Source organism: Pseudomonas soli (assembly GCF_900110655.1).
In the GTDB taxonomy this organism is placed as follows: Bacteria; Pseudomonadota; Gammaproteobacteria; order Pseudomonadales; family Pseudomonadaceae; genus Aquipseudomonas; species Aquipseudomonas soli.
The window spans coordinates 248474-274315 of the sequence record NZ_FOEQ01000002.1 but is presented as its reverse complement, the minus strand read 5'-3'; the positions used below and the strand labels follow the sequence as shown (position 1 = coordinate 274315).

At 64.3% G+C, this 25842-nt stretch carries 18 protein-coding genes; 9 read left to right on the top strand and 9 right to left on the bottom strand.

Annotated features, from left to right (window positions below; genetic code table 11):
• The first annotated feature begins 31 nt into the window (after positions 1 to 31).
• The 7 genes from BMY03_RS05830 to BMY03_RS05800 all read left to right on the top strand — a co-directional run bounded on the left by BMY03_RS05830 (position 32) and on the right by BMY03_RS05800 (position 6353).
• Positions 32 to 559: a Csu type fimbrial protein gene (locus BMY03_RS05830; RefSeq protein ID WP_094010513.1), complete on the top strand. Its 528-nt coding sequence runs from the start codon at positions 32 to 34 to the stop codon at positions 557 to 559.
• Between the two features lie 24 nt (positions 560 to 583).
• The gene (locus BMY03_RS05825; RefSeq protein WP_038707477.1) at positions 584 to 1117 is read left to right on the top strand and encodes a Csu type fimbrial protein; all 534 of its coding nucleotides are present in this window, start codon (positions 584 to 586) and stop codon (positions 1115 to 1117) included.
• A gap of 17 nt (positions 1118 to 1134) precedes the next feature.
• Positions 1135 to 1668: a Csu type fimbrial protein gene (locus tag BMY03_RS05820; RefSeq protein ID WP_023632357.1), complete on the top strand. Its 534-nt coding sequence runs from the start codon at positions 1135 to 1137 to the stop codon at positions 1666 to 1668.
• A gap of 3 nt (positions 1669 to 1671) precedes the next feature.
• Entirely contained in the window at positions 1672 to 2175 is a 504-nt protein-coding gene (locus tag BMY03_RS05815; protein ID WP_023632358.1) for a Csu type fimbrial protein, read from the top strand.
• Between the two features lie 34 nt (positions 2176 to 2209).
• Complete coding sequence (locus BMY03_RS05810; RefSeq protein WP_038705773.1) at positions 2210 to 2986, top strand: fimbrial biogenesis chaperone; 777 nt, start codon at positions 2210 to 2212, stop codon at positions 2984 to 2986.
• 68 nt (positions 2987 to 3054) lie between these two features.
• Positions 3055 to 5388 (top strand): fimbria/pilus outer membrane usher protein, encoded by a 2334-nt coding sequence (locus tag BMY03_RS05805; RefSeq protein ID WP_177182893.1) that lies wholly within the window; start codon positions 3055 to 3057, stop codon positions 5386 to 5388.
• Positions 5385 to 6353, top strand: coding sequence for a Csu type fimbrial protein (locus tag BMY03_RS05800; RefSeq protein ID WP_094010511.1), 969 nt, complete (start codon positions 5385 to 5387; stop codon positions 6351 to 6353). The genes BMY03_RS05805 and BMY03_RS05800 overlap by 4 nt, the downstream gene beginning before the upstream one ends.
• 13 nt (positions 6354 to 6366) lie before the next feature.
• Here the strand turns inward: BMY03_RS05800 and BMY03_RS05795 are convergent, their stop codons facing one another.
• The 3 genes from BMY03_RS05795 to BMY03_RS05785 form a co-directional block, all read right to left on the bottom strand.
• The gene (locus tag BMY03_RS05795) at positions 6367 to 7515 is read right to left on the bottom strand and encodes a M14 family metallopeptidase (protein ID WP_023632070.1); all 1149 of its coding nucleotides are present in this window, start codon (positions 7513 to 7515) and stop codon (positions 6367 to 6369) included.
• A 103-nt stretch (positions 7516 to 7618) separates the two neighbouring features.
• Positions 7619 to 8134, bottom strand: coding sequence for a DUF4880 domain-containing protein (locus BMY03_RS05790; protein ID WP_094010749.1), 516 nt, complete (start codon positions 8132 to 8134; stop codon positions 7619 to 7621).
• Positions 8135 to 8566: 432 nt separating this feature from the next.
• The gene (locus BMY03_RS05785) at positions 8567 to 8881 is read right to left on the bottom strand and encodes a DUF6124 family protein (protein ID WP_023632873.1); all 315 of its coding nucleotides are present in this window, start codon (positions 8879 to 8881) and stop codon (positions 8567 to 8569) included.
• Positions 8882 to 8970: 89 nt separating this feature from the next.
• Here BMY03_RS05785 and BMY03_RS05780 point away from each other — a divergent pair, with 89 nt between their 5' ends.
• Positions 8971 to 9678 carry a S24 family peptidase gene (locus BMY03_RS05780; protein ID WP_031316878.1) on the top strand — a complete coding sequence of 236 codons (708 nt, stop codon included), beginning with the start codon at positions 8971 to 8973 and terminating at the stop codon, positions 9676 to 9678.
• Between the two features lie 133 nt (positions 9679 to 9811).
• On the opposite strand, the gene BMY03_RS05775 is transcribed toward BMY03_RS05780, so the two are convergent.
• From BMY03_RS05775 to BMY03_RS05760, 4 genes are read right to left on the bottom strand one after another with little or no spacing between them, the layout of a single operon-like run.
• The gene (locus BMY03_RS05775; RefSeq protein ID WP_094010510.1) at positions 9812 to 11767 is read right to left on the bottom strand and encodes an acetyl/propionyl/methylcrotonyl-CoA carboxylase subunit alpha; all 1956 of its coding nucleotides are present in this window, start codon (positions 11765 to 11767) and stop codon (positions 9812 to 9814) included.
• Entirely contained in the window at positions 11764 to 12573 is an 810-nt protein-coding gene (locus BMY03_RS05770) for a gamma-carboxygeranoyl-CoA hydratase (protein WP_094010509.1), read from the bottom strand. Before BMY03_RS05770 ends, BMY03_RS05775 begins: the two co-directional genes overlap by 4 nt.
• A 3-nt stretch (positions 12574 to 12576) precedes the next feature.
• The gene (locus BMY03_RS05765) at positions 12577 to 14184 is read right to left on the bottom strand and encodes a carboxyl transferase domain-containing protein (protein WP_094010508.1); all 1608 of its coding nucleotides are present in this window, start codon (positions 14182 to 14184) and stop codon (positions 12577 to 12579) included.
• Positions 14185 to 14203: 19 nt separating this feature from the next.
• Positions 14204 to 15367, bottom strand: a complete 1164-nt coding sequence (locus BMY03_RS05760; protein WP_023631987.1) for an isovaleryl-CoA dehydrogenase — start codon at positions 15365 to 15367, stop codon at positions 14204 to 14206.
• Positions 15368 to 15646: 279 nt separating this feature from the next.
• Between BMY03_RS05760 and BMY03_RS05755 the strand changes: the two genes are divergently transcribed.
• Entirely contained in the window at positions 15647 to 17320 is a 1674-nt protein-coding gene (locus BMY03_RS05755) for an AMP-binding protein (RefSeq protein ID WP_094010507.1), read from the top strand.
• 84 nt (positions 17321 to 17404) lie between these two features.
• Here the strand turns inward: BMY03_RS05755 and BMY03_RS05750 are convergent, their stop codons facing one another.
• Together BMY03_RS05750 and BMY03_RS05745 are read right to left on the bottom strand one after the other, a co-directional pair.
• The gene (locus BMY03_RS05750) at positions 17405 to 17608 is read right to left on the bottom strand and encodes a cold shock domain-containing protein (protein WP_158659538.1); all 204 of its coding nucleotides are present in this window, start codon (positions 17606 to 17608) and stop codon (positions 17405 to 17407) included.
• A 97-nt stretch (positions 17609 to 17705) separates the two neighbouring features.
• Entirely contained in the window at positions 17706 to 25841 is an 8136-nt protein-coding gene (locus tag BMY03_RS05745; protein WP_177182886.1) for an RHS repeat-associated core domain-containing protein, read from the bottom strand.
• Position 25842 lies beyond the last annotated feature (1 nt).

Here is a 25842-nt window from a genome sequence, read left to right as displayed (position 1 = left end):
AAGCTCAATCTATACGCACAAGGATCGACCGGTGACTGAGCGCTGGCTGGCCATGCTGTTGGGCCTGTGGTTGAGTGGCAACGCCATGGCAGCGGATTTTCTCGTCGAAGTGCAGGTACGCGTGCAGCGCGGGTGCATGCTGGTCAACCAGCAACGCGATGCCGGCCCGCAGGCGCAGGGGCGCATCGACCTGGGCAGCGCGGCGCGCCTGGATGGCCCCGATGCGCCGTTGAGTGGCGTGCTGCTGGCCCGGCGCCCGCCGCGCCTGGAGTGCAACCCCGATACCCCCTACCAGGTGCGTGTGGATGGCGGCCAGCACGGCGGTGTCGGCGAGCTGCGCTATCTGGCAAGCCATGACGCCCAAGCTCGAACGATTCCCTACCGGCTGTACCGCGACGCCACCTGGCGCCAGCCGCTAGCGGTGGACGTTGCGCAATCGGCGCGGGTGCCGGACAGCGGCTCGGTGGAGCTTCCCCTCTACGCACGCATCGACAAGCTGGCCTGGGTGCCCCGCGCTGGCCTGTATGCCGATCTGCTCAAAGTCACGGTCACCTGGTAGGGAGGCTTCATGCTAATGGACGCGCTGCACCGTGGTTCGATCCTGCTGCTCACCCTTGGCCCGCTGCTGCTGCCCAGTGGCGCGGCCCACGGCACCACCACCGGTTTCATCCAGGCGCGCCTGGTGATCAGCGCCGCCTGCCAGATCAGCAGCGACCCGCAACCGGCCACCCTGGGCAACCCGGGGTTGATGGACTTCGGTGCGCGGGGGCCGACCTGGGACCAACCCCTGACCAGCCGGGTTGACGAGGCCGGCGGCGAGGGCAGCCTGCAGATCAGCTGTTCGCCCCAGGTACGCGCGTTCAGCGTGCGCATCAATGCCGGGCAGAACGGCAGCGACGGCGTGCGCCGCCTGAGCAACGGCCGCGAACTCATTCCCTACCAGCTGGCCATCGACCCGGGCGGCAACAGCCGCTACGGCATCGGCCAGGCCCGTACCTTCACCATCAGCAGTACCCAGCAAGTGCCCGTGCCCATCTACGGCGTGGTGGTCGCGCAACCGCGCGCGCTGCCCGCTGGGCTGTATCGCGACACCCTCAGGGTGACCCTGGACTGGTAACACGCAAGGAGATTCTGATGCCCAAGCACCTCACCCGCTGCATCCTCGCCAGCCTTGGCCTCGCCCTGGCTGCCCAGGCCCAGGCCGCCACCGTAACCGGCACCATCAGCTCGACCCTGACCCTGACCGCTGCCTGCCAGGTCAACGGCAGCGGTGGCACTTCCGGGCTGAATTTCGGCAGCCTCAACTTCGGCACCCAGGATTCACTGTTCACCACCGCCAATGGCCAAGTGCTCGGCGGTGGTGGCGGGGCCATGAGCATTCTCTGCTCGGCAGGCACGGTGCCGACGATCAAGGTACGTGCCGGCGCCCATGACTCGCAGTCCGCCGGCGGGACCCGGGCCTTGGCCGATGGCGCGGGTAATTTCGTGCCCTACGACTTCTACACCGACGCCGGGCACACCCAGCTGTTGGCGATCGACGGCACCATCACCCTGCCGACCAGTACCGGCGTGGCGCAGACCGTCAACCTGTATGGCCAGGCCCGGGGTAAAGCCGGCCTGCCGGCCGGGGTGTACACCGACACGGTGGCGGTCGAGCTGAGTTTCTGAGCCATGCCAGGCACTGCGCGGCTACTGGCGGTCGGCTTGTGCCTGACATTGACCCAGGGCGCCCACGCGGTCACCACCAGCACCTTCCAGGTGACGGCACAGATCGTCGCCGGCTGCCTGGTCGTCGGCGGCGTGACGGCCTATGGCGTGCTCGACTACGGCACCAGCTCGGCACTGTCCACGGCCACCCTGAGCACTTCGCTGGGCGGCAGCACGGTGACGTTTCAGTGCACCCCCGGCGTGGCCCTGAGCATGAGCCTGGACGGCGGCCAGAACAGCGCCAGCGGCACGCGCAACCTCAAGCGTTCGGGCGGTACGCAATTGCTGGCCTACCAGCTATACCGCGATGCCGGTTTCAGCCAGAGCCTGGGTATCGGCAGCAGCGTGGCGGTGAGCTACAGCGACCCGACCGCAATCAAACTGCCGGTCTATGGCCGTACCACCCTGACCGGCACCTTGCCGGCAGGGACCTACACCGATGTCGTGCAAGTGACGGTGACCTGGTGAAAGGCTACTGCGGATAACAGAGAAGGAGAGGGGCATGGGGGCAGGCGTTAACTGGGCGCGTGGGATCATCGGGCTGCTGCTGTTGGCCAGTGCACCGGCTTTCGCGGCCACTTCGGTGTTGATCTGGCCGATCGACCCGGTGCTGGAGGCCGACCAGAAGGCCGGTGCGCTGTGGCTGGAAAACCGTGGCACGGCGCCGGCCAGCCTGCAGGTGCGGGTGTTCGCCTGGCGCCAGGGCGAGTACCAGGAGCAGTTCCAGGCCCAGCGCGAGATAATCGGCAGCCCGCCGGTGGCCAATATCCCGGCGGGCCAGAAGCAACTGATCCGCCTGACCCGCACGGGCAGTTCGCCCGCGGGCCAGGAGCAGGCGTACCGCATCATCATCGACGAAATCCCCTCGCCGTTGCCGGCTGATGCCGCCAGCGAAGGGCCGAAGGCGGCGATCCGCCTGCAGATGCGTTATTCGGTGCCGCTGTTCGTCTACGGCGAAGGGCTGTGGGGCAAGCCCGACCCGGAGGGCAAGCGCAGCGCCGAAGGCGTGGGCAAGCCGCAGCTGAGCTGGCGCGCGGTCACGGTGCAGGGCAAGCCCTATGTCGAGCTGCGCAACACGGGGCCTGTGCATGCGCGCCTGACCGACGTGGTGCTGCAGCAGGCTGGCCAGGACAGGCCATTGGTCGAAGGGCTGCTCGGCTATGTGTTGCCCGGCGCCAGCATGCGCTGGCCGGCACCGGCCACGCCGGGTGCCGCCAGCGTGCTGAAAGGGCGGGTCAACGGCCAGGAGGTGGCGCAGGCCATCAAACAGGGGCAATGACCCACGCTTGAACGGATCACAGGGGCCAGGGAGGACCCGGTAATGGTTGGAAATCGTGTGTGAGCTGGGTGCGGGTGGCAACGCACCGGTTGTGGCTGGGCCTGGCGGTGCTGGGGCCCGGCCTGGGCGTGGCCGACGAGCTGCCGCCGCCGCCCTCGGAACATGCCGCCATCGCCGACGCCACGCTGTACCTCGACCTGCTGGTGAATCAGGTGGCAAAGGCTGAGCTGGTGCCGGTCCAGCAGCGCGCCGGGCGGCTGTACCTGGCCAGCGAGGTGCTGCGCGAGGCGGGCGTCAGGCTGCCGGGCGAGCCTCAGGGCGAGGTGGCCCTGGACGATATCCCCGGCCTGCACAGCGACTATGACAGCCAGAACCAGCGCCTGCTGCTGCAGGTGCCGCCAGCCTGGCTGCCCGACCAGCAGGTCGGTGATCGCAACCTCTACCCCGCCAGCGACGCCCGCAGCAGCTTCGGTGCCTTGCTCAACTACGACGCCTACCTCAACGACACCGATGAGGGCGGCAGCTACCTGGCCGCCTGGAACGAGCTGCGCCTGTTCGACGACTGGGGCACCTTTTCCACCACCGGGCAATGGCGCCAGTCGTTCAATGGCGCCCAGGCCCAGGGCCGGCAGGGCTTCCTGCGCTACGACAGCACCTTCCGCTACACCGACGAGCAGCGCCTGCTCACCTATGAGGCTGGCGACCTGGTGACCGGCGCGCTGCCCTGGACCACCTCGGTGCGCGTGGGTGGCCTGCAACTGTCCCGCGACTTCGGCGCCCGTCCCGACTTGGTCACCTATCCACTGCCTGCCTTTGCCGGCGAAGCCGCTGTGCCGACCTCGCTGGACCTGTTCATCAACGGCTACAAGAGCAGCAGTACCGAGTTGCAGCCTGGCCCTTACACCCTGACCAACGTGCCGTTCATCAACGGCGCCGGCGAAGCGGTGGTGGTCACCACCGATGCCCTGGGCCGGCAGGTGTCGACCACCTTGCCGTTCTATGTCACCAGCAGCCTGTTGGCCAAAGGCCTGTCGGACTTCTCGGTGGCTGCCGGCAGCCTGCGTCGCGACTACGCCGTGCGCGATTTCGCCTATGGCCCGGGTGTGGCCTCGGCGACCCTGCGCCACGGGTTGTCCGATTACTTCACAGTGGAAACCCATGCCGAGAGCGCCGAGTCGCTGATGCTCGGTGGCCTGGGTGGCAACCTGCGCCTGGGTACCTTCGGCGTGCTCAATGCGGCCGTGACCCAGAGCCGCTTCGAAGGCGATACAGGCCAGCAGCTGGCGCTGGGCTACCAGTACAACAGCCGGCGCATCGGCTTCAACTACCAGCGCGTGCAGCGCCATGGCGACTACGCCGACCTGTCGCGGGTCGACAGCCCCTACACGCGCCTGAGCCAGCGCAGCGAGCAGGCGACCCTGAGCCTGAACCTGGACAGTTACGGCAGCCTCGGCGCCGGCTACTTCGATGTGCGCGCTGGTGACGGCACGCGCACGCGGCTGATCAACCTCAGCTGGAGCAAGCCGCTGTGGCGCAACAGCAGCCTGTACCTGTCGGCCAACCGTGAGGTCGGTGACAGCCAGTGGGCGGTGCAGGCGCAACTGGTGATCCCCTTCGACCTGCACGGCACGCTGGCCTTCAGCGCCGAGCGCGGCAAGGACGGCCAGGACCTGCAGCGGGTCAACTACAGCCAGGCGGTGCCGGTGGGTGGTGGGCTGGGCTACAACCTGGGCTATGCCACTGGCGGCAACCGCGACGACTACCGCCAGGCCGACCTGACCTGGCGCCTGCAGTCGGTGCAGTTGCAGGTGGGTGCCTACGGCAGCAGCGGCGAAATGACCCGCTGGGCCGACGCCAGCGGTTCGCTGGTGCTGATGGATGCGGGGCTGTTCGCCGCCAACCGCATCGACGACGCCTTTGTGGTGGTCAGCACCAGCGGCTACGCCGACGTGCCGGTGCGCTACGAGAACCAGCAGATCGGCCGCACTGACCGCAATGGCCACTTGCTGGTGCCCTACAGCAGCGGCTATTACCGCGGCAAATACGAGATCGACCCCATGGACCTGCCCGCCGATGTGCTGGCGCCGCAGGTGGAACAGCGAGTGGCGGTGCGCCGTGGCAGTGGCTACCTGCTGGAGTTCCCGCTCAAGCGTGTGATGGCGGCGAGCCTGGTGTTGGTCGACGGCAATCAACAGGAGCTCAAGCTGGGCAGCCGTGTACGCCACCAGGAAAGCGGCCTCGAGGCGGTGGTGGGCTGGGACGGGCTGGTCTACCTGGAAAACCTGGCGCCGCACAATCGCCTGCAGGTGGACAAGGCCGACGGTGGGCAGTGCCAGGTGGCGTTCGACCTGCCTGAAGGGGAGGGGCCGATCCCGTTGATCGGTCCGCTGGTGTGCCAGTGAATGTTCAACGGCACGGCCTGCTGTTTGGCCTGTTGCTGGCGCCATGCCCGGCCTGGGCACTGTGCTCATCGGTGGCCACCACGCCAGCAGCGTTCGGCACCGTCAACTCGACGCTGGTACGTACCACCGTGCAGACTGCCTCTACCACCAATTCCGGCTTGCAGTGCACCGGCTCGCTGCTCAGCCTGCTGTCCAGCAATGACCACTTCTACGCAACCATCACGCCCGCCTCCGGTGGCCTGGTCGGCCCGACCGGCGATGTGATCAACTACACCCTGTACGCCGACAACAGCGTCAACTACCCGATCACCCGGGGCGTTGCCTTCGACTTTGCCCGCAATGGCATCATCGACCTGCTCGGCCTCCTCAATGGCACGACGCCCAAGGCAGTACCGATCTATCTGCGTACACAGATCGGCAGCAACGTCGCCGCCGGCCTGTACCAGGAAACGCTGACCGTCGCCTGGAGCTGGAACTACTGCTCGGGTATCGGCATCGGCAGTATCTGCCTGGGGCGCGATATTGGCAGTGGTAGCAATACCCTGAATGTCAGCCTGACGGTAAGCAACGACTGCCAGATCACCACGCCCAACATCAGTTTCGCCAGCGCCCCGGTGGTGGCCGGGTTCGGCACGGTGAACCAGAGCTTGAGCGTGTCGTGCACCAAGGGCAGCAACTACACGGTGGGGCTGGATGACGGGCAGAATGGTGCGGGCGGGCGGCGGCGAATGAAGTCCAGTGCCAGTAACTACCTGGCCTATGACATCTTCAAGAGCGCCGGCGCGGTGCGCTGGGGCTCGGTGGGCGCGGCGCGGCGTTCGAGCAGCGATGCCGAAGTGAATCCGGGGGCGGGGACCGGCACGGGCAGCCAGGTGTTCAACTACAACGCCAAGGTGTACACCGACCAGGCCACGCCGCCGGCGGCGACCTATACCGACAGCGTGATTCTGGATGTGCAGTTCTGAGTGCTGGCGTAGCTCAGCGCAGATCGCCGACCATCTTCAGCAACGTCTCAAGCACCGCCCCGGCCAGCGCCTTGGAGCGCTCACCCGACCAGCCGGTGCGCGGGTTCGGCGCATCGTCGTGGTCCTTGAACGGCATCTCCAGGGTCAGCGACAGGCAGTCATGGGCCTGGCCCACGGCATTGCAGGCCAGGGTCATGTTGGCTTGGCCTGGCTCATCGCGGGTGTAACCGTACTTCGTCTGGAAGTCCGGGGTCAGGCTGCACAGGGTGCCGCGGAACTGCTCCTCCAGCTTGGCGATGCGCGGCGTGTAGCCGGGGTTGCCCTCGCAGGCCGCGGTGAACACATGGGGGATCTCTTCGTCGCCATGGGCATCGATGAAGGCGTCCACGCCATGCAGCTTCATCTGGCTCTGGGCAAAGAACACCTCGGGGCTCAGCTCGACGCTGGCGTCCTGCCAGGCGCGGTTGAGGTCCTTGCCCTTGAAGTTGGTGCGCAGGTGTCCGAGGAAGGCACCGTCCGGGTTCATGTTCGGGATCAGGTACAGGTCGGCCTTGGCCAGCAGTTGCTGGATGACCGGGCCATTGGCCTCGAGGGCGTCGATCACACCTTCCATGAACCATTCGGCCATGTGCTCGCCCGGATGCTGCTGGGCGATGATCCACAGCTTGCGCTTGCCGGCCGCGCCGTTGCCTGCGCGCAGCAGCGGAATATCCCGACCCTGCACGCTGCGCCCGCTGGCCAGCAGTTCGACGCCGGGGATCTGCTTGGCGCGTTCGATCAACTGGTTGTGGCGTGCACGGGGGTAGGGCTCGAAGTAGGCGAACCAGGCTTGTGGCTGTTCGGCCTTGACGTCGAAGCTCAGGGCCTTGCCGTCAAACTGGCTGGGCACGCGGAACCAGGTCTGCTGGTCGTACGAGGCCACGGCGTGGTAGCCGGTCCAGGCGTTCTTGTAGGAGGACTGGTGGGCGTTGTCCAGGCTGAAGCGATGGACCTGGCCCGGAGTCAGGCCGCTGGCCTTGAAATGGAACCACTGGAAGTGGTCGCTGTGACTGTCCTTGCGGATGTTCAGGTGGACGTGGGCAGGGTCGCTGGCGTCCAGGACCAGGATGTTGCCGGAGTCGAAATCGCAGTCGATGTGCAGCGGGGAGAGCGTCACGGTCATTGCCAGCCTCCTGTTGGCGTTGTTGTGACCGTACTCTACACCGCCTGGTGGTGCGGGTGCGCAGGTTAATTGACGCAGTCGTGGATGAGTCCGCCCCTGCGAATCAGGTCAGCAGCCCCAGCGCCACAAGCGCAGCAACACCAAGCCCGACGGCAATCGAGCAGCCACCCAGCGACAGCGCCGCGCGCCCTTGCCGGTACCAGCCGTCATGGCCCAATTGCCGCGCCGGGGCGAGCAGGCTGCGCCAGCGCAGTTCGGTTTCGTGGAAGGCGCGCAGGTGGTCGGGGTCGGCATCCAGCCAGCGGCGGAAGTCGATGCGTTCGCTGGCGGTCACCTGCGGGCTTTGCAGGCGCACGTACCATTGGCCGGCGATGCTGGCCAGCGCGTCGCCGGGGGCGCGGGCGGTTTGCAGGGCCTGGTTCATGTGGCGCTCGATGCTGATCAGTGGCAGGTCCAGGCGCTCGGCGATGGCGGCAAAGCCCTGTTGGTCGAGGCGGTTGAGCAGGAAAACTTGCTGGACCCGGCGCGGCAAGCGCTTTAGTGCATGCAGTAGCGCGTCTTCAGCGTGCAGTTCGGCAGGGCGCGGATCGTGCTCGAGGGGCAGCAGCAGGCGGGTCATGGACAGCTCCTTGCTCATAAGGAAAGGGGTGGGGGCATCTTCCTTGATGCAGAGCCAGCTTAGGCTAAACGAGATTGATTCTCAAGTGCTGATTCCGCAAAGATTTGTAATGAGCATTCACGTGCTGACACACTTTTGCTATCATCGCTGCCATTAAACGATCTTCATTAGCCTGAAGAGCCAAAAAAAAATGACCCGGCAAAAAGCCGGGTCAAAAACCGTGATTAGCCTGATGAGGAGATAATCTGAGCGTCCGACCTGAGGACGTTGCAGGTTATCCAGCGGGTCTCGCGACCTGCTGAGTGCAATAATAATCGTTATCATTTGCCAGTCAAATGATTTTTCAGCGATTGACTAAAAAATTCTTCCTGACGCACTCCTCGTCCCCGGCAATCGGGGCTTTTGCCGTTCGTCGGCTATCACGTTCTCCCTTCAGATCGTTGCCTTTTCCGTGGCGTGGCACTGCTCCAGCAGGGCGCGGGCCATGTTGATCATGTGCATCAGCGCAAACACCACTTCCCGCGTCGTGCCCTGCAAATGGTTGCCGGTTTCCTGTGCCGTGGCTGCAGCGCATCGCAGCAGGGCCATGGCGTGTTCGCTGGCCTGCGCGTTGCTGACGCCTTCGCGCAGGGTCCACAGCGAACGTTCCAGGTCGCGGGGCGTGGGCGTGGGGTTGAGGTAGAAATCGAGGGCGCGGCGAGCAGCTTCTTCGTCGAGATCTGTTTCCGTTTCTTTCGAGATGTTCATCCTGATTACCTGCGAATACCAGTAGGTGAAAGGTGAAGCTCGATTCTAATACCTAAAGTATTTAAATGTGTTTGGGCAAATACTACTTGATGTGTATTGAACGCAAGGAGTCAGTCCGTATCGTGCCTGCGATGAATATGGACAAATGGATAGCCCTGGTTCGGGAACGGATCGAGGAGCTCGATATCTCCCAGGAGCAGCTTGCCGAGCGCGTTGGGGTTTCCCAAGGCAGCATCGGCCATTGGCTGAAGAAGCGCCGTCAGCCTCGGGTCGACTCGATGAACCGTACGTTCATCGAGCTGGGCATGCCGCATTACCAGGTCAGCATGCAGCTGCGTGTGTTGGGGCAGGTGGGTGAGGAGCCGGCGCGTTACGGCCTCGAGGAAGAGGACGATGACGACGGGCAGGCGAAATACTTCGTGTGTTTCCGCTATCCGCTGCGTGAGTGGGCCGCGTTGGGTCAGGAGCAGGAGGAGGCATCCGATGTCTTCGAACAGACCGACTACCTGGCCCAAGGCAAGGCGTTCTGGCTGAGGGTCGAGAACGACACCATGAGCGCGGCCAGCGGCAGGAGCGTGCCCGAAGGGGTTCGAATCCTGGTCGATGACGGCGTGGCCGTCGAGCCGGGGCGTCTGGTGATTGCCCGGCTGCCTGGCAAGTCCGCGATCTTTCGGCAGCTGACCGAGGAGGGTGGGCAGCGGTATCTGAAGGCGCTCAACAATGCCTATCCAACGCTAGTGTGCGAGGAAGGGTGCGAGTTCATTGGCGTTGTGGTGCGGATGCACGGGGTGCTTTAGGTGCCCGCGCAGACCGTGTTAGGGCTGCGAGGTGCCAGGCGGGGGGCTTGCAGCGCTCTCTAGATCGAGCGCCGCCCGCGCGGCGCTCGATCTCATAGGCGAAACAACCCTTTCGGCGAACACATTGCCGCCGTTACGCCTCCTCCAGCTCGACCAACACTGTCCCCTCGCTGACCATATCCCCCTCCTGGCAGAACAGCGCCTTTACCGTCCCATCATGGGGCGCCCGAATGCTGTGCTCCATCTTCATCGCCTCGAGCACCACCAGCGCAGTGCCGGCCTCGACCACTTGTCCCGGCTCGACCAGCACCCGCACGATGCTACCGTTCATGGGCGCGCCCAGGCCGCCCTGGTGGCTGTGGCTGGCTTCCGCCGCAGCGATCGGGTCATGGGCACTGACGGCGTGCAATTCGCCCTGCCACTGTACGTACAGCGTGCCGCCCCGGCGAACCGCCAGGTAACGACGGCGCAAGCCGTCCTGCTCATGGCACAGCTGCTCCCCCTTCAGGCGATAAGTCGAAGGCGCACTACGCTCCAGCGTCACCGCCTGCTCATTTCCGTCGCATTGCAGGTGCAGGCTGCTGCGTGCCGGCAGCCCCAGGCGCAGGCCATCGCGCAAGGTCCAGGGCGAGGCGGGGTCGTCCTGGCGCAGTTGCGCTGGCTCACCTTGCAGCCAGGCTTCGGCGGCGGCCTCCCAGAACTGCGCCGGTAGCGCCTGTGGCGGGGGTAGCAGCACATCCTGGTGACGCGGGATGAAGCCAGTGTCCAGCTCCGCCTCGGCAAACGCCGGGTGCGCCAGGATGCGGCGCAGGAAGGCAATGTTGGTCTTCAGCCCGCCAATGGCGAACTCATCGAGCATCGCCAGCAGTCGCAGGCGCGCTTGCTCGCGGTCCTGCCCCCAGGCAATCAGCTTGCCCAGCATCGGGTCGTAGAACGGCGATACCACATCGCCCTCGCTGACACCGCTGTCCACCCGACGGCCTTCGCCCGGCGCCGACTCGCGGTACAGCGCCAGGGTGCCGGTGGCCGGGAGGAATTCGTTGGCCGGATCCTCCGCGTACAGCCGCACCTCGATGGCATGGCCGATCAGCGGCACCTGCTCTTGAGTCAAAGGCAGCGGCTCACCGCAGGCCACGCGGATCTGCCAGGCCACCAGGTCGAGCCCGGTGATGGCCTCGGTGACCGGATGCTCCACCTGCAGGCGAGTGTTCATCTCCATGAAGAAGAACTCGCCGCGGGCATCGAGCAGGAACTCCACGGTACCGGCGCCCACATAGCCGATGGCCTGGGCGGCGCGTACCGCAGCCTCGCCCATGGCCTTGCGCAGCTCGGGGGACAGGCCCGGCGCCGGGGCTTCCTCGACCACTTTCTGGTGGCGGCGCTGGATCGAGCAGTCACGCTCGTTGAGGTACAGGCAGTGGCCGTGCTGGTCGGCGAACACCTGGATCTCCACATGGCGTGGCTTGAGCACGTACTTCTCGACCAGCATCCGCGCATCGCCGAACGACGACTGCGCTTCACGTTGCGCCGAGGCCAGGGCGTCGGCCAGCTGGCTTTCCTCCTCGACCACCTTCATGCCCTTGCCGCCACCGCCGGCGCTGGCCTTGAGCAGCACCGGGTAGCCGATGCGCTCGGCGGCGGCGCGGAAGGTTTCCAGATCCTGGGCCTCACCGTGGTAGCCCGGCACCAGCGGCACCCCGGCGGCTTCCATCAGCGCCTTGGCCGCCGACTTGCTGCCCATGGCGTCGATGGCGCTGGCCGGTGGGCCAAGGAAGATCAGCCCGGCCTGTTCGATGGCGCGGGCGAAACCGGCGTTTTCGGACAGAAAGCCATAGCCCGGGTGGATCGCCTGGGCGCCGCTGGCCTTGGCCGCGGCGAGCAACTTGTCGATCACCAGGTAGCTGTCGGCGGCCTTGCTGCCACCGAGGTCGACGCGGATATCAGCCTCGCGGCTGTGGCGCGCGTCGCGGTCGGTGGCGCTGTGCACGGCCACGGTGGTCAGGCCCATGGCCTTGGCGGTGCGCATCACCCGGCAGGCGATCTCGCCGCGGTTGGCGACCAGCAGGGTGGTCAGCGTGGGTCGGCTCATGGGCGCGGTTCCTTGTTGTCTTGCCAGGCAGGGCGGCGTTTTTCCAGGAAGGCGCGCAGGCCCTCCTGGCCTTCGGCGCTGACGCGGATGCGGGCGATGGTGTTCTCGCAGTAGCGGCGCAGGGCCGGGCTCAGCTCGCCGTCATCCACTTCGCGCAACAGGTCCTTGGTGGCGCGCAGCGCCTGCGGGCTGTTGTGCAGCAGGTTATCGACCCAGGCCTCGACCTGGGCGTCCAGTTCGGCGGCCGGGTACACCTCGGCCAGCAGGCCGAGGTCGCGGGCGCGCACGCCGCTGAAACGCTCGGCGGTGAGGGCGTAGCGGCGGGCGGCGCGCTCGCCGATGGCCTTGACCACGAACGGGCTGATCACCGCCGGCGCCAGGCCGATGCGCACCTCCGACAGGCACAGCTGCGCGTCTTCGGCACCGATGGCCATGTCGCAGCAACTGATCAGCCCCAGCGCGCCGCCAAAGGCCGCGCCCTGGACCACGGCCAGGGTCGGCGCCTTGAGCCGATGCAGGGCGTACATCAGCTCGCCCAGCTCATGGGCGTCGTCCAGGTTGGTGTTGAAGTCCAGCTGCGCCGACTGCTGCATCCAGGCAAGGTCCGCACCGGCGCTGAAGTGCCGGCCACGGCCGCGCAGCACCACGAAGCGCAGGCTGGCGTCCTCGCCCAGTTGGTCGATGGCGACGATCAGCTCGCGGATCATCTGCGCGTTGAAGGCGTTGTTCTTGTCTTCCCGGCTCAGCCACAGGGTGGCGAAGCCGCGAGGGTCCTTGACCAGTTCAAGGGTGGCGAATTCGCTCATGGGTCACATCCGGAAAATGCCGAAGCGGCTTTGTTCGATCGGGGCGTTCAGCGCGGCGGACAACGCCAGGCCGAGCACGTCGCGGGTCTGCGCCGGGTCGATGACACCGTCGTCCCACAGCCGGGCGCTGGAGTAGTAGGGGTGGCCCTGGCGTTCGTACTGGTCGAGGATCGGCTGCTTGAGCTTCCTCTCGTCTTCGCTGCTGAAAACCTCGCCGCTGCGCTCGCTCTGCTCGCGCTTGACCTGGGCCAGCACGCCAGCGGCCTGCTCGGCGCCCATCACGCCGATACGCGCGTTAGGCCACATCCACAGGAAGCGCGGTTCGTAGGCGCGGCCGCACATGCCATAGTTGCCGGCGCCGAAGCTGCCGCCGATGATCACCGTGAACTTCGGCACCTGGGCGCAGGCCACCGCGGTCACCAGTTTGGCGCCGTGCTTGGCGATGCCGCCTTCCTCGTACTTCTTGCCGACCATGAAACCGGTGATGTTCTGCAGGAACAGCAGCGGGATACCGCGTTGGCAGGCCAGTTCGATGAAGTGCGCGCCTTTCTGTGCAGCCTCGGCAAAGAGGATGCCGTTGTTGGCCAGGATTGCCACCGGGTAGCCGTGCAAGTGGGCGAAGCCGCACACCAGGGTGGTGCCGAACAGCGCCTTGAACTCATCGAAGACCGAGCCATCGACCAGGCGGGCGATCACCTCGCGCACATCGAACGGTTGCTTGGCGTCGGCCGGAACCACGCCGTACAGCTCTTCTGCGCCATACAACGGTGCAATCGGCTCCTGGCATTGCAGCTTGCCCTGCTTGTGCCAGTTGAGGTTGGCGACACTGCGTCGGGCGATGGCCAGGGCGTGCTCGTCGTTGTCGGCATAGTGGTCGGCCACGCCGCTGGTGCGGCAATGCACGTCGGCGCCGCCGAGGTCCTCGGCGCTGACCACTTCACCGGTTGCGGCCTTTACCAGGGGGGGGCCTGCGAGGAAGATGGTCGCCTGCTGGCGCACCATGATCGCTTCGTCGGCCATGGCCGGCACATAGGCGCCACCGGCGGTGCACGAGCCCATCACCACGGCAATCTGCGGGATGCCCAGGGCACTCATGTTGGCCTGGTTGAAGAAGATCCGCCCGAAGTGCTCACGGTCGGGGAACACCTCGTCCTGACGAGGCAGGTTGGCGCCGCCGGAGTCCACCAGGTAGATGCATGGCAGACGGTTCTGCAGGGCGATGGTCTGGGCGCGCAGGTGTTTCTTCACGGTCAGCGGGTAGTAGGAGCCGCCTTTGACCGTGGCGTCGTTGGCCACGATCATGCATTCCACGCCTTCGACGCGGCCGATGCCGGCGATCACGCCGGCGGCCGGCACGTCTTCGCCGTACACCTCATGGGCGGCCAGCTGGCCGATCTCGAGGAACGCCGAGCCCGGGTCGAGCAGGCGGTCGATACGCTCGCGAGGCAGCAGCTTGCCCCGCGAGGTATGCCGCTCCTGAGCCTTCGGCCCGCCGCCCTGACTGACCTGGGCAAGCAGGCCGCGCAGGGCCTGGACCTGTTCGAGCATGGCCGCGCTGTTGGCGGCGAATTCCGCCGAGCGCGGGTTGATCTGGGTGTGCAGGGTAGCCATGTGCGCCCGTTCCTTATGCTCAGCGGGTTTCGTTGAACAGTTCGCGGCCGATCAGCATCCTGCGGATCTCGCTGGTGCCGGCGCCGATCTCGTACAGCTTGGCGTCGCGCAACAGGCGGCCAGCCGGGAATTCATTGATGTAGCCGTTGCCGCCGAGGATCTGGATCGCTTCCAGGGCCATCTGCGTGGCGCGCTCAGCGGTGTAGAGGATGACCCCGGCGGCGTCCTTGCGAGTGGTCTCGGCACGATCGCAGGCCTGGGCCACGGCGTACAGGTAGGCGCGGCTGGCATTGAGCTGGGTGTACATGTCGGCGATCTTGCCCTGGATCAGTTGGAACTCGCCGATGCTCTGGCCGAACTGCTTGCGGTCGTGGATGTACGGCACGACCAGGTCCATGCAGCTCTGCATGATGCCGGTCGGGCCGCCCGACAGCACCACGCGCTCGTAGTCCAGGCCGCTCATCAGCACGCGCACGCCGCCGTTGAGCTGGCCGAGGATGTTTTCTTGCGGCACTTCGACGTCATCGAAGAACAGCTCGCAGGTGTTGGAGCCGCGCATGCCGAGCTTGTCGAACTTGTTGCTGCGGCTGAAGCCTTTCCAGTCGCGCTCGACGATGAACGCGGTAATGCCGTGGGGGCCCTTGTCCAGGTCGGTCTTGGCGTAGATCACGTAGGTGTTGGCGTCGGGACCGTTGGTGATCCAGGTCTTGCTGCCGTTGAGCACGTAGCGGTCGCCGCGCTTTTCAGCGCGCAGTTTCATCGACACCACGTCGGAGCCGGCGTTGGGCTCGCTCATGGCCAGGGCGCCGATGTGCTCGCCGCTGATCAGCTTGGGCAGGTATTTGAGCTTCTGCTCGTGAGTGCCGTTGCGGTTGATCTGGTTGACGCACAGGTTGGAGTGGGCGCCGTAGGACAGGGCCACCGACGCCGAGCCCCGGCTGATCTCTTCCATCGACACCACGTGGGCCAGGTAGCCCAGGCCGGCGCCGCCGTATTCCTCCGGCACGGTGATGCCCAGCAGGCCCATGTCGCCGAACTTGCGCCACATGTCGGCAGGGAACAGGTTGTCATGGTCGATCTGCGCGGCGCGCGGCGCCAGCTCGGCGGCAACGAAGGTGCGCACCTGGTCACGGAGCATGTCGATGGTCTCGCCCAGGGCGAAGTTCAGGCTGGGGTAATGCATGGGGGCACCTTGTTGTTCTTGAAATTCGAGGTACTGCACCGACCCTGTGGGAGCGGGCTTGCCCGCGATGCCCGTCAGAACGGCCAGCGATGTTGTCTGGTCCGGCCTCATCGCGGGCAAACCCGCTCCCACAGGGTCGGTGCTCGTGGTTGACGTTAACGTAAACCTGCCGTCCGGGGCTGTCAATCGCATCGTCACCTTTACGTAAACGTAAATCTGCGCCAGAGTATTTGCCGCCTGCTTCAGTCATGCCCAGAACAACCACAAGAAGGGATCACCATGCCTCAACCAAGCTATACCCGCGGCCGTCAGGACCACCCCTTGCTGACCCTGACCATCGGCCAGGCCTTCGATGCCACCGTCGCCCGCCACGGCGAGCGCGAGGCGCTGGTGGTGCGCCACCAGGGCCTGCGCTACAGCTGGCGCGAGCTGGCCGCCGAGGTCGATGTGCAGGCCCGGGCGCTGATGGCGCTTGGGGTGGAGGAGGGCGAGCGGGTCGGTATCTGGGCGCCCAACTGCGCCCAGTGGTGCATCCTGCAGCTGGCCACCGCCAAGGTCGGCGCGATCCTGGTCAATATCAACCCGGCCTACCGGGTGGGTGAGCTGGAATACGTGCTGCGTCAGTCCGGTTGCCGCTGGCTGGTGTGCGCCGATGCCTTCAAGACCTCCGACTACCACGCGATGGTGCAGGAACTGGTGCCGGATCTGGCGAGCCACGCATTGGGCGAACTGGCCAGTGAACGCCTGCCCGACCTGCGCGGCGTGATCAGCCTGGCCGCCGAGCCGCCTTCAGGCTTCCTGCCCTGGGCCGCCTTGGCCGGGCGGGCAGGGGCAGTCGATGTTGACGCCTATCAGGCGCGACAGCAGGGCCTGCAGTTCGACCAGCCGGTGAACATCCAGTACACCTCCGGCACCACCGGCGCGCCCAAGGGCGCGACCCTGAGCCACTACAACATCCTCAACAACGGCTACATGGTCGGCCAGAGCCTGGGCCTGACCGAGCGCGACCGCATGGTCATCCCGGTGCCGCTGTACCACTGCTTCGGCATGGTCATGGCCAACCTCGGCTGCATCACCCACGGCAGCACCATGGTCTACCCCAACGACGCCTTCGACCCGGAGCTGACCCTGCGCGCCGTGGCCGAGGAGCGTGCCAGCATCCTCTATGGCGTGCCGACCATGTTCATCGCCATGCTCGACCATCCGTCACGTCAGGCCATGGACCTTTCCAGCCTGCGCAGCGGCATCATGGCCGGCGCCACTTGCCCGATCGAGGTGATGCGCAAGGTGATCGACCAGTTGCACATGGCCGAGGTGCAGATCGCCTACGGCATGACCGAGACCAGCCCGGTGTCGTTGCAGACCGGCCCCGACGATGGCCTGGAGTTGCGCGTGACCACCGTGGGCCGCACCCAGCCGCATCTGGAGACCAAGCTGGTGGATGCCGACGGGCGCATCGTCGCGCAAGGCGAGATCGGCGAGCTGTGCACCCGCGGCTACAGCGTGATGCTCGGCTATTGGGACAACTTCCAGGCCACCCATGACGCCATTGACCCGGCCGGCTGGATGCACAGCGGCGATCTGGCGGTGATGGACGACGACGGTTATGTGCGGATCGTCGGGCGCAACAAGGACATGATCATTCGCGGCGGCGAGAACATCTATCCGCGCGAGCTGGAGGAGTTCTTCCATACCCACCCGGCGGTGGCCGAGGCGCAGGTGGTGGGGATTCCGTGCAGCAAGTACGGCGAGGAGGTGGTGGCGTGGATTCGCCTGCACCCGGGGCACAGCGCTACGGCGGATGAGTTGCAGCAGTGGTGCAAGGCTAGGCTGGCGCATTTCAAGGCGCCAAGGCACTTCCGCTTTGTCGATGAATTCCCGATGACGGTGACGGGGAAGGTGCAGAAGTTTCGCATGCGCGAGATCAGCGTCGCGCAAATCGGCGGCAGATGATCTGGCGTGCGAGGGCACTGGTCGATGCTTTCGAGTGAACGTGCCCCGCGCCTTGAAGCGGGGCACGCTACAGCACGCCGGGGTCTATTTGCGCCTCACATTGATGGCGTACGGCTTGTTTCCCACCAGTCTGATGTCGAAAATCACCTCGACGTCATCCTCCAGGCCCGCGGCCTGATCCTTGGGCAGGTACACCCGTGTGCCTTGATGTTTGTAGTCGATGTAACCGTAGCCCTCGTGGTCATCGAACTCCACCACTTTTCCGGTCTTGCCCTTTGTATCGCTCATGATTGCCACCTTCGTTGGCATTGCCTACGGATGCGCTTCCCCAGCGCGGGGCTGGGAAAACGCTGCTGCGCGGGCTACTGTCAAGCCGCGGGCAAGCTCACCACCAGAATCTCACGCCCTGCGTGGCCGGTGGCACCCTGTGCCGTACTGTACCCACGTATGGAAGTCGGGGGACCCGCGCGGATGTTGAATCCCCAGCGTTCCGTACACTGATCGGGCCCCCAGCCCCCCGCTCGGGCTGTTCCTCCGCCAGCAGCGCCAGGCGCTGTTCTTCCAGGCCGGTGCTGGACAGGATCGTGCCTTGCAGGAGGTTGGCGTCAAGTACGTTGCCGACAATGTCGGCCGCGTAGACGGCAGACTGCGAGAGGTGGGTCGGCAGGTGGCGGCTAACCAGGGGGAGGTGCATTCCCTTGGCTTGCATATAGCTGCCAATTTTTCCAATGGCGCCTGCATTTGCGAAGTTGGTCTTCGTATAGATTTCAACAGTCCCTGTCAGGTGAGATTTCGCCCGCCGCCAAAGGCCACCTACCTCCCCGGACACCCCACTTCCCCGCAGCAGTTCATCGGCATAAGTACTCACTCGGCCGCCCGCCCGGGCCGCGCGTCTGGCGCCAGACAACCCCTTGAATCCGTAGCGGGCAAAGGTCTTGCCAGCGTTCCACACCACCTTGGCGCCTTTGCCGAGCAGCTTGGCCCCCCTTGCCATGAGTTTCAGCCCATTAAAGCCAAGCTTGAACAACCCGGAGAAGCCCAAGGTACTCAGCACCCCTGTGGCGACCGAAACGATGCTCAATTTCCTGGATAGTTCAGGGTTCGTGTCTGCTGTGAACACCGCCGCCACTTCGAAGGCGAACGACAGCACGCTCATCGCCGTGACGAACCCCAGCACGATCGCCGACATGCCCCCGGTGAAAAGGGTCAGCACCGCGCCCACCACGGCCACCAATGCCGAGAACGCCAGGCCTCGCCAGCGGCCGCCGACCGGCATTTTCTGGGTGTCCTGCAGCGCCTGTTGATACGACGCAAGTTGTTTTCCCTGGTCCCAACGACTGAGCATGATGGCGCCGCTGGGGTCGTGCAGGTTGACGGGGTCCGGGCAGTGGGCGTAGTCGTTGACGCCTCCTTCACCAAACGGGCTGAGCCAGTCAGGCTGGGCATAGCGGCGCAGGGCCGGGTCGTAGGTGCGGTAGCCGTTGCCGGCGTGGTAGTGGCCGGTTAGGGGGTCGCGGCGCATGCCGTTGTAGCCGTTGACAAGGCCGGTCACTGCCTTGCCCTCGCCGAACGGCAGCAGCGGAGCCAGCTCCAGCTTACCGTCCTTGACCTGCCCGGCGACACCGACCTGGGGATCGTCGATCAGCCAGCGCACCTCGTTTTCATCATACTGCGCCAGGCCGCGGCTCAGGCTTGTGCGTTGGCTGACCTTGCCGGCCTGGTCGTAACGCAGCTCGCCAATCAGTTCATCGCCGTCGTAGCGCAGCTCGTGGGTGCTCTTGTCGGCCTCCAGGTACTGCGCCGCCAGGCGCTGGCTGCCGTCGTATTCGTACCGGGCCAGGAGCTTGTTCTCGCTGTCGTGGACTTTGTCGAGCTGGCCGGCGGCGTTATAGCTGAAGCAGTGCTGGCCTGCGTCGGTCAGGTAGCCATTGCTGTTCCATTTCACCTCTTGGGGGGCCTTGCCGCGGGTGACGCCTGTCAGCTGGGTCGGATCGGCCTCGGCATAGGCCAGGTCCTCGGTGTGCTTCTTGTCGTCAAAGCCGGTGGTAACGCACTGGGTCAGGTTGCTCATGGCATCCCAGGTGAAGTCCTGGGCCTTGACCGCCGTGCCCTGGCAGTCTTGCGGGCAATGCTCGGCGGCGCTGGTCTTGCATTCATACTTCTGCAGGCGGTCAAGCGCGTCGTAGGTGAAGTGCTCGGCGCGCAGTTGGGTGCCTTTTTCATAGCTGGTTTTGCTCGCCAGGCGGCCATCGCCGCGCCAGGTCAGGCACTGCTTGAAGCATTCGATGCCGTTGCTCAGGAAGCGCCGTGTCACTTCCTGGCCAAACCCATCGTATTCGCTGAATACCTGCCAGCGGCCGCCAGCCTTGAGTGCCTGGGCTTGACGCGACTGCAAGCGCCCCAGTGCGTCATAGCGATGCAGTACTTCCTCGTGGTCCTGGCACGTGCGCAGCACCCGGCCCAGGCGATCGGTGAACTCCCGTTGCCAGTGGCCGTCGGCGCGCAGCGAAGCCAGTGTCTGGCCACGCAGGCTCTGCCAGCGGTAGCCCTGGCGCGTGGCGCGTGGCGAAGTTTGCTCAACCTGCTGCCGACCGGGCAGGTTTTCGTCACGGTAGGCCTGCGTCCAGCCGCTGGACATCGCGGTGTCGCTGGCGTCCGAGGACAAGGTCAGCGTGTTGTCCTCGTGAGTAACGCTGGAGAGGGCCCGCTTCTGGTCTTTAAAACTCATGCCCTTGGCGTCTTGTGCAGTGGTGAGGATGGTCTTGTCGGGCAAGGTAACCGTCGTGTCGGTGAAACCATAGGCGCGCTTGCCCACGGTGCGCGACGTCAGCGTACTGACGTTGCTCACTTTCTGTGTTGCTACCACCTTGCTGTCTACCTTGAGCTGCGTGGCGTGGTTGCTCAGGCCATGGTAGCTGTACGCGACGGTGGAGTTGTCGGGGCGCGTGAGCTGGGTAACCCGGCCCAAGGCGTCCCGTTCAAGGTTATAGGTATCGGTCTGCTTGCCCAGAGTGCGTTGGTACTTGATGACGTGCCCCGAACTGTCGAAATGCCGGAGCAATTGCATCTTGGTGTTGCCAGCAGGGTCGGTCAGGCGATCCACTTGCTCGAAGGTGCCATCCTTGCGGTAGGAGTAATCGGTTTTGCGTTGGAACAAGCACTGATCATCCAGCCCCTGTTCGACCAGGCACTGGCTGGTGATGTTCTGGGTTCCCGGCGCTTCAAATACCAGAGCGCTTTGCGTTGCGGGGGCCTTGTCCTTGGCCATGGCTTGCAGCAGGCTACGCATGCCAGGCCCATCAAGACCGCCTTGTGCCCGCGTCCAGGCTTGAGGCCCCATGGCCCACACCTCTGGGGTCATCTCTATCACGGCCTGGCCGCCAGGCAGGTAGTCCCAGCTGCAACTGGCCAGCAACTGCGATGCATCCAGGCCTTGCAGGCTGCATTGCTCCAGCGGGACATAGTGCTGGGTGCCGTGCTTGCGCCACTCGCGGCGCCAAACCCGTTGCAAGCCATCCAGGTAGCTGCGGCTGACGTCCTTGCTGGCATGGGTGTGGGTGGCGATCTTGCCGTCATCCGAATAGGTGGTGGCAGTCTGCTCGTCAGCTTTCTGGTCCTTTTCCTTGCCCTTGCCGCCTGCCTTGAGCAGGTAGTGCGTCTCCTGGGTCACGCGGCCCAGCGCATCGTATTGCCAGTGCACTTCTTTGCCTTGCTCCACCTGTTCCAAGCGCCGCCGGGCATGGCGTGAGCGCAGTTCCTTGCTGAGCGTTTCGGTGCCGGCCTCGGTGGTGGCGCTTACGCTGACCACGATGCCAGCGTTATTCGGGTTGTCCTCGAACGCCTGGAGGTTCTTCAGCTCGAACTTCAGTTGGCCAAGGTGAGTGACCTGGGTATCTTTGACCGACCACTGCATGACTTTGCTTTGCGCTGTCTTGGCGCTGACTACCGAGACCTCGGTGCTGCGCTGGCGCCACAGTAGCGGTGAGGAGGCGCCGACAAGCGTCCAAGTGGCGTCGGCGTCGAGCCGGTCGTCCTTGAGCTGAGCCTTGACCCCCTCGATCACGACCACCTCGGCCTGCTCCAGCATGTCACGAGTGCCACGTTGGACCTTGCGGTAGCCGAACAGGCGCAGACCCTTGGGATTGCCGAATGGATCGCACTGGTACTCCGCCATGACCGGCGCGGCGGCATAGTCCGGAATGAAGGGGCATTTTAGCGTGGGGAGGTCTTTCAACCCTGCCAGTTTGCTGAGCGTGATCAGGTTGTCGCCGGCCTTGGTGTAGTAGCAGCGGTAAAGCGTGTGCTCGTCGCTCTTGTGCAGGCGCTGGATGTTGCCGTTCAGGTCTTCTTCCTGCGTGGCTACTTCCACCGTGCGCCCCAGTGCCTCGCGTTCGGAGTGGGGAATGTTGGCCAACAGCCGGGTGATGCAGCCGGCCAGTTTCGGGCGATCGGCGTTATCTGACTTATTGAAGAACCACGCCAGCAGTTCATGTTGGCGTTCGATCAGCACTCCCCCCCCTCTCACCACAGGCTCGTCGCTGTCAGCGCCGGCCGTCATGGCGTATAACAGTTCGGCAAACTCATCCCCAGCGCCCGTATAGCGGTAGCCTTTGGTCAACCGATGCGTGTCGCTTTTTTTCTGGTCACTGCGGGTGCTGAAGGCCAGCCAGTGATCCTGCTCAGAGGCTACGCCGCGCAGCAGTTCGAAACGCTCGACACGCTTATCGTGCTTGACACGACCGTGCACCAGCAGATGCTTCTCCCGGGCCCCATGCGCGCCGGATTCGTACTCGACGCTGACGATCCGCTGGTCGGTTTCCAGAAATTCCCCATCGTAGCGGTAGGTCGTCACCTGGTTCTCATGCCCATCCCCTGGCAGCAGGGTGTGCAGATTGACGCGGGGCAGGCCAGGGCGGCCGTTGTCCTGCGTGGCAGCTTGGTACTTCACGCATTCGACCGATCCATCCAGCTCTCGCAGGCCGCACAGCACTCGGTCCAAGGCCAGGTCGTCATCGTAATCACAGTCAACCTGCTGCAGCACCTTGCCATTCTGCAGGCGTTTGAGGGTGCGCAATAGATAACCTTGGAGGTCCAGGTTCACCTCGTATTTCTCGGTCTCGCTGTCCGGCCAGACCTGCATCTTCACCTGCGAGGCCTTTTTCTCCTGAGGCGTGACGTACTCGGCCTTGAACAAGGCTTCATCGCCACTGTTGATCGCCAACAGCAGGAACTGACCTTTCTGGCGCTTCCACTCCAGTGTCAACTGTTCACCATAGGGCGATTCGAGGGTCGAGGGCAGCAGCAGCACGAAGGGCTTTTCGTAGTCGGCGATGCGCTTTTTAAGTTCCTTGATGTTGTCGTCCCCCTCCCACGCTTTGACTGCCTCGTCGTAATCGATGGCTGCTGTCGCATAATAGAACCAGGGCACGCACATCAGTAGCCACTGCTGCCAATTCGTCGGTTTTGCCGGGAAGTCAGGTTTGGATTTGTCCCGAATGGCTTTCAACGTCTTGACGACCAGGTCATGAAACTCTTTGTTCGGCTCCTCGTCGTCGCTGCCTTCGGCTGCAGGCGCCTTCAGGGTTTCCTGGCGGCCGCTGGGCAGGTCAAGCGTGAATTCGCTGTGATCCTTGTTGCTGCGCACCACGCATGAGGCCAGCTTGAGCGCCTCGCCTTTACCCAGGTCGTCCCATTGTGCGTCGGTGAACTTGACCTGATTGCCATCGGCCAAGGTCAGCAGCCTGTCGCGTACCTGCACGCTGGAAAAGCGCCAGGCCCAGCCATCTCCCAACCCGGCCTCGTTGGCGCGCAGTGCCGAATAGTGCAAGGTCAGGTCGCACGCTGGCCCTTGGCCTTGCAGGCCCTGCAGGCTGGCCACCGGGTAATGGGCGTGGAACAGGCCCGTGCGCGGGTCCACACCCGCTTCGCTGTGGCCTGTGGTGTCGAACAGTTCGGAGCGGTTGGTTTGGCTGTAGTCCTCGCAGAGGAAACTGATTTCATCCCACTTCTTGAGCTTCTTCGGTGGTTCGAAGGTAACAGCCTCTGGAGCGTGCCAAAACCCGGTGGCGTGCAAGGTACCGATATGGCCAACGGTCAAAGCCTTCTGGCCACGCTCGGACTGCGGGAAATCCAGGTAAATATCGTATCCCTGGTTGGCCAGCGGCCCTTGCCAGATGATCGTGTCGGCAGTGACAGACAACGGCCAGACTGGTAAGGGGGTACGTTGAGCAATACTAATTAAGGATAAGAGTTTAATGGTTTCGACGAGCGTGCAGTCATCCTCATCCTCGACCATATTTAATACATCCGGGTGCCCGCCAGATACATCAAGGACCGCTCGCCTGACGGCGGCCTTTGATTTCATCAACTCCTCCATTAATCCTTTAGTAGAGATTTCTCTAAAGATTTCGGTGTAGCTATCAACAAGGGCAAGGAAGTCGGCATTGGGATCATATTTTTCAATGAAAGTCGCAGCGAGTCTGCAAGCTACCTTGAGTGTCTTGTCTACGGCCGTTATGACGGCGTCCTGTGTTTTAGCGAGATCAAAAACCTTATCCCAGGAAGAAATTGAGAAGGAGAAGTCGGCTAGGCGCTTGATAGAATTGGCATTTTCAATAGCGATAGGCTCAATAGATTTCAAGTCGTAATCGAGTGTTCGCATAGGGTAGAGCGGCACTAGAACTTTATGGAGGGCACTTAGGTAAATGGATTCATAGATCTCTTCGTCAAAATCTTTCCAGTAGATTTCGGCGGTGCCAGCGTCGCTTGCCGCATAGGCGGCTTTGAGAGCAGCCCGTTTGATATCGAGGTGTGCAGCGAAGCAGATTGCCCTTACCCAGCCAATGGTGTCTTCGCTCTTATAACTCGTGGTGTCGAGATACTGCCAAGCGGCCATGGCAATTTTGGCGGTGCCCTCCAAGGTCGTGAGTTCGGCGAATGGTACGTCGAGGGTGCCACCCGCCGCGACTGTCGCAGCAGCCCAGCTATTGTAGGCATCTCTGAGGTCCAACTCGTTCTGCCACGGCACACATGCCATCACCCGGTAGCCTTTGTCGCGTGCAGCTTTATTCAGGCGAAACGCCAGTTCTGTGCCCAGCGACTCGACCATCAGCCTCGTCACGCCTGGTTCAGAATAGGTGTCCAGCTTCCCCGGCTCGGCTGCAGCGGTCCGTGGCCACTCATCGGCGCTCAGCAGTTCGAGCCCATAGGTATCGCCGTTCCAGCCGTGACCGTCGCCAACGTTTGCCAGCGCAATTGCCAGTTCTGCATGCCGTGGCAGCCACAGCTGCTTGCCATCCTTGACATTCAGCTGCGGCCATTTTTGCGCTTCGATGAAGTCGGCCAAAGCCTTCACCCAGGTTGCCTGGTCATTGGGGACTGTCTTGCAGTCCTGAGGCCTGAACAGCGCATGGTGCAGCAACGCCTGGTTGCCGGGATGCCGCACGGTCACCAGTACGGCATCTTCCGGTGCCTTGAAGGCGGTCTTCAGCAGTGGGCCTTCGACCGTGTGCTCATCACCCGGCAGCGTGGCGAAGATGCGCAGGCCGTCGCCGCGCTGTTCGAGCAACGCCGTGGTGGTATCGATGCGCAGGTAGGGGGCAACGTCAGATCCTGCCAGCGCTGTGGACCAAGGCTCCAGCCATTTGCCACTGGCTCGCTGCGCCTTGGCCGGGGTCCAGGCATGGTGCCCGAGCAGGCGCTGGGAGAACGCGTCGTAGACCCAGGCATGCAATGTGCCGCCACTGGGTACTGCGGTGCCGTCGAGCGTATCGCTGGCCCACCAGTCTACCTCGGTGATGGTCACGCACAGCTCGGCGTGCTGCGGCCCCCAGAAGGCATTGCCTTTGTCGCCGGGTGTCACGGCGCAGGTTGCCGCGTCCAGCACGCCAGCCCGCAACAGGTGGCTGCCAGTGTTGATCTGCTTGCACAGGGCCTTGCTCCAGCCGCTGTCCTCTTTGGCGGTGAAGAAGTGCTGTTCGTGCAGCGCCTGGGTCTTGAGGTCGCGCACTTGCAGGCTCAGGGTCTTGCCCTTGGCCAGCGAGAAACTGTCGTCACAGGCCAGCACCTGGACGATGTTGCTGCTGAACGGCGCAGTGCTGAACGCTCGGTAGTCGGCCTGGCACCACAGGCGCGGCGCCTCGTGGCTGCTGGAAAACTCATTATCGTCGCTCCAGCCCCCCGCAGTGATCGGCTTGCCGGCTTTGGCGACCTGTTCGGCGAAGTCTGCGAGCCACTTTGTAGCGTCCAGCTTGTCGGCTGTCGCTGTGTAGTCGACCCGAGTCAGTTCGCCGGTGCGACGGTGCACCAGGCACGCGCTGATGGTTTCGCCCTTGGTCAGGGCACGACCGGCCTTGATCGGGCACAGGCTGTACCATCCGCCTTCGACGCTGCCCACCCGCTCCAGGCCGAAGTCCTGCATGTCGGGCAGGCTACCATCTGGTTGGTTGCTGATCTGGTAGGGCACCGGGAAGGTGTTGGTATCCGCGGCTGGCTTGAGGTCAACGGAAGATTTGGCAGCCATT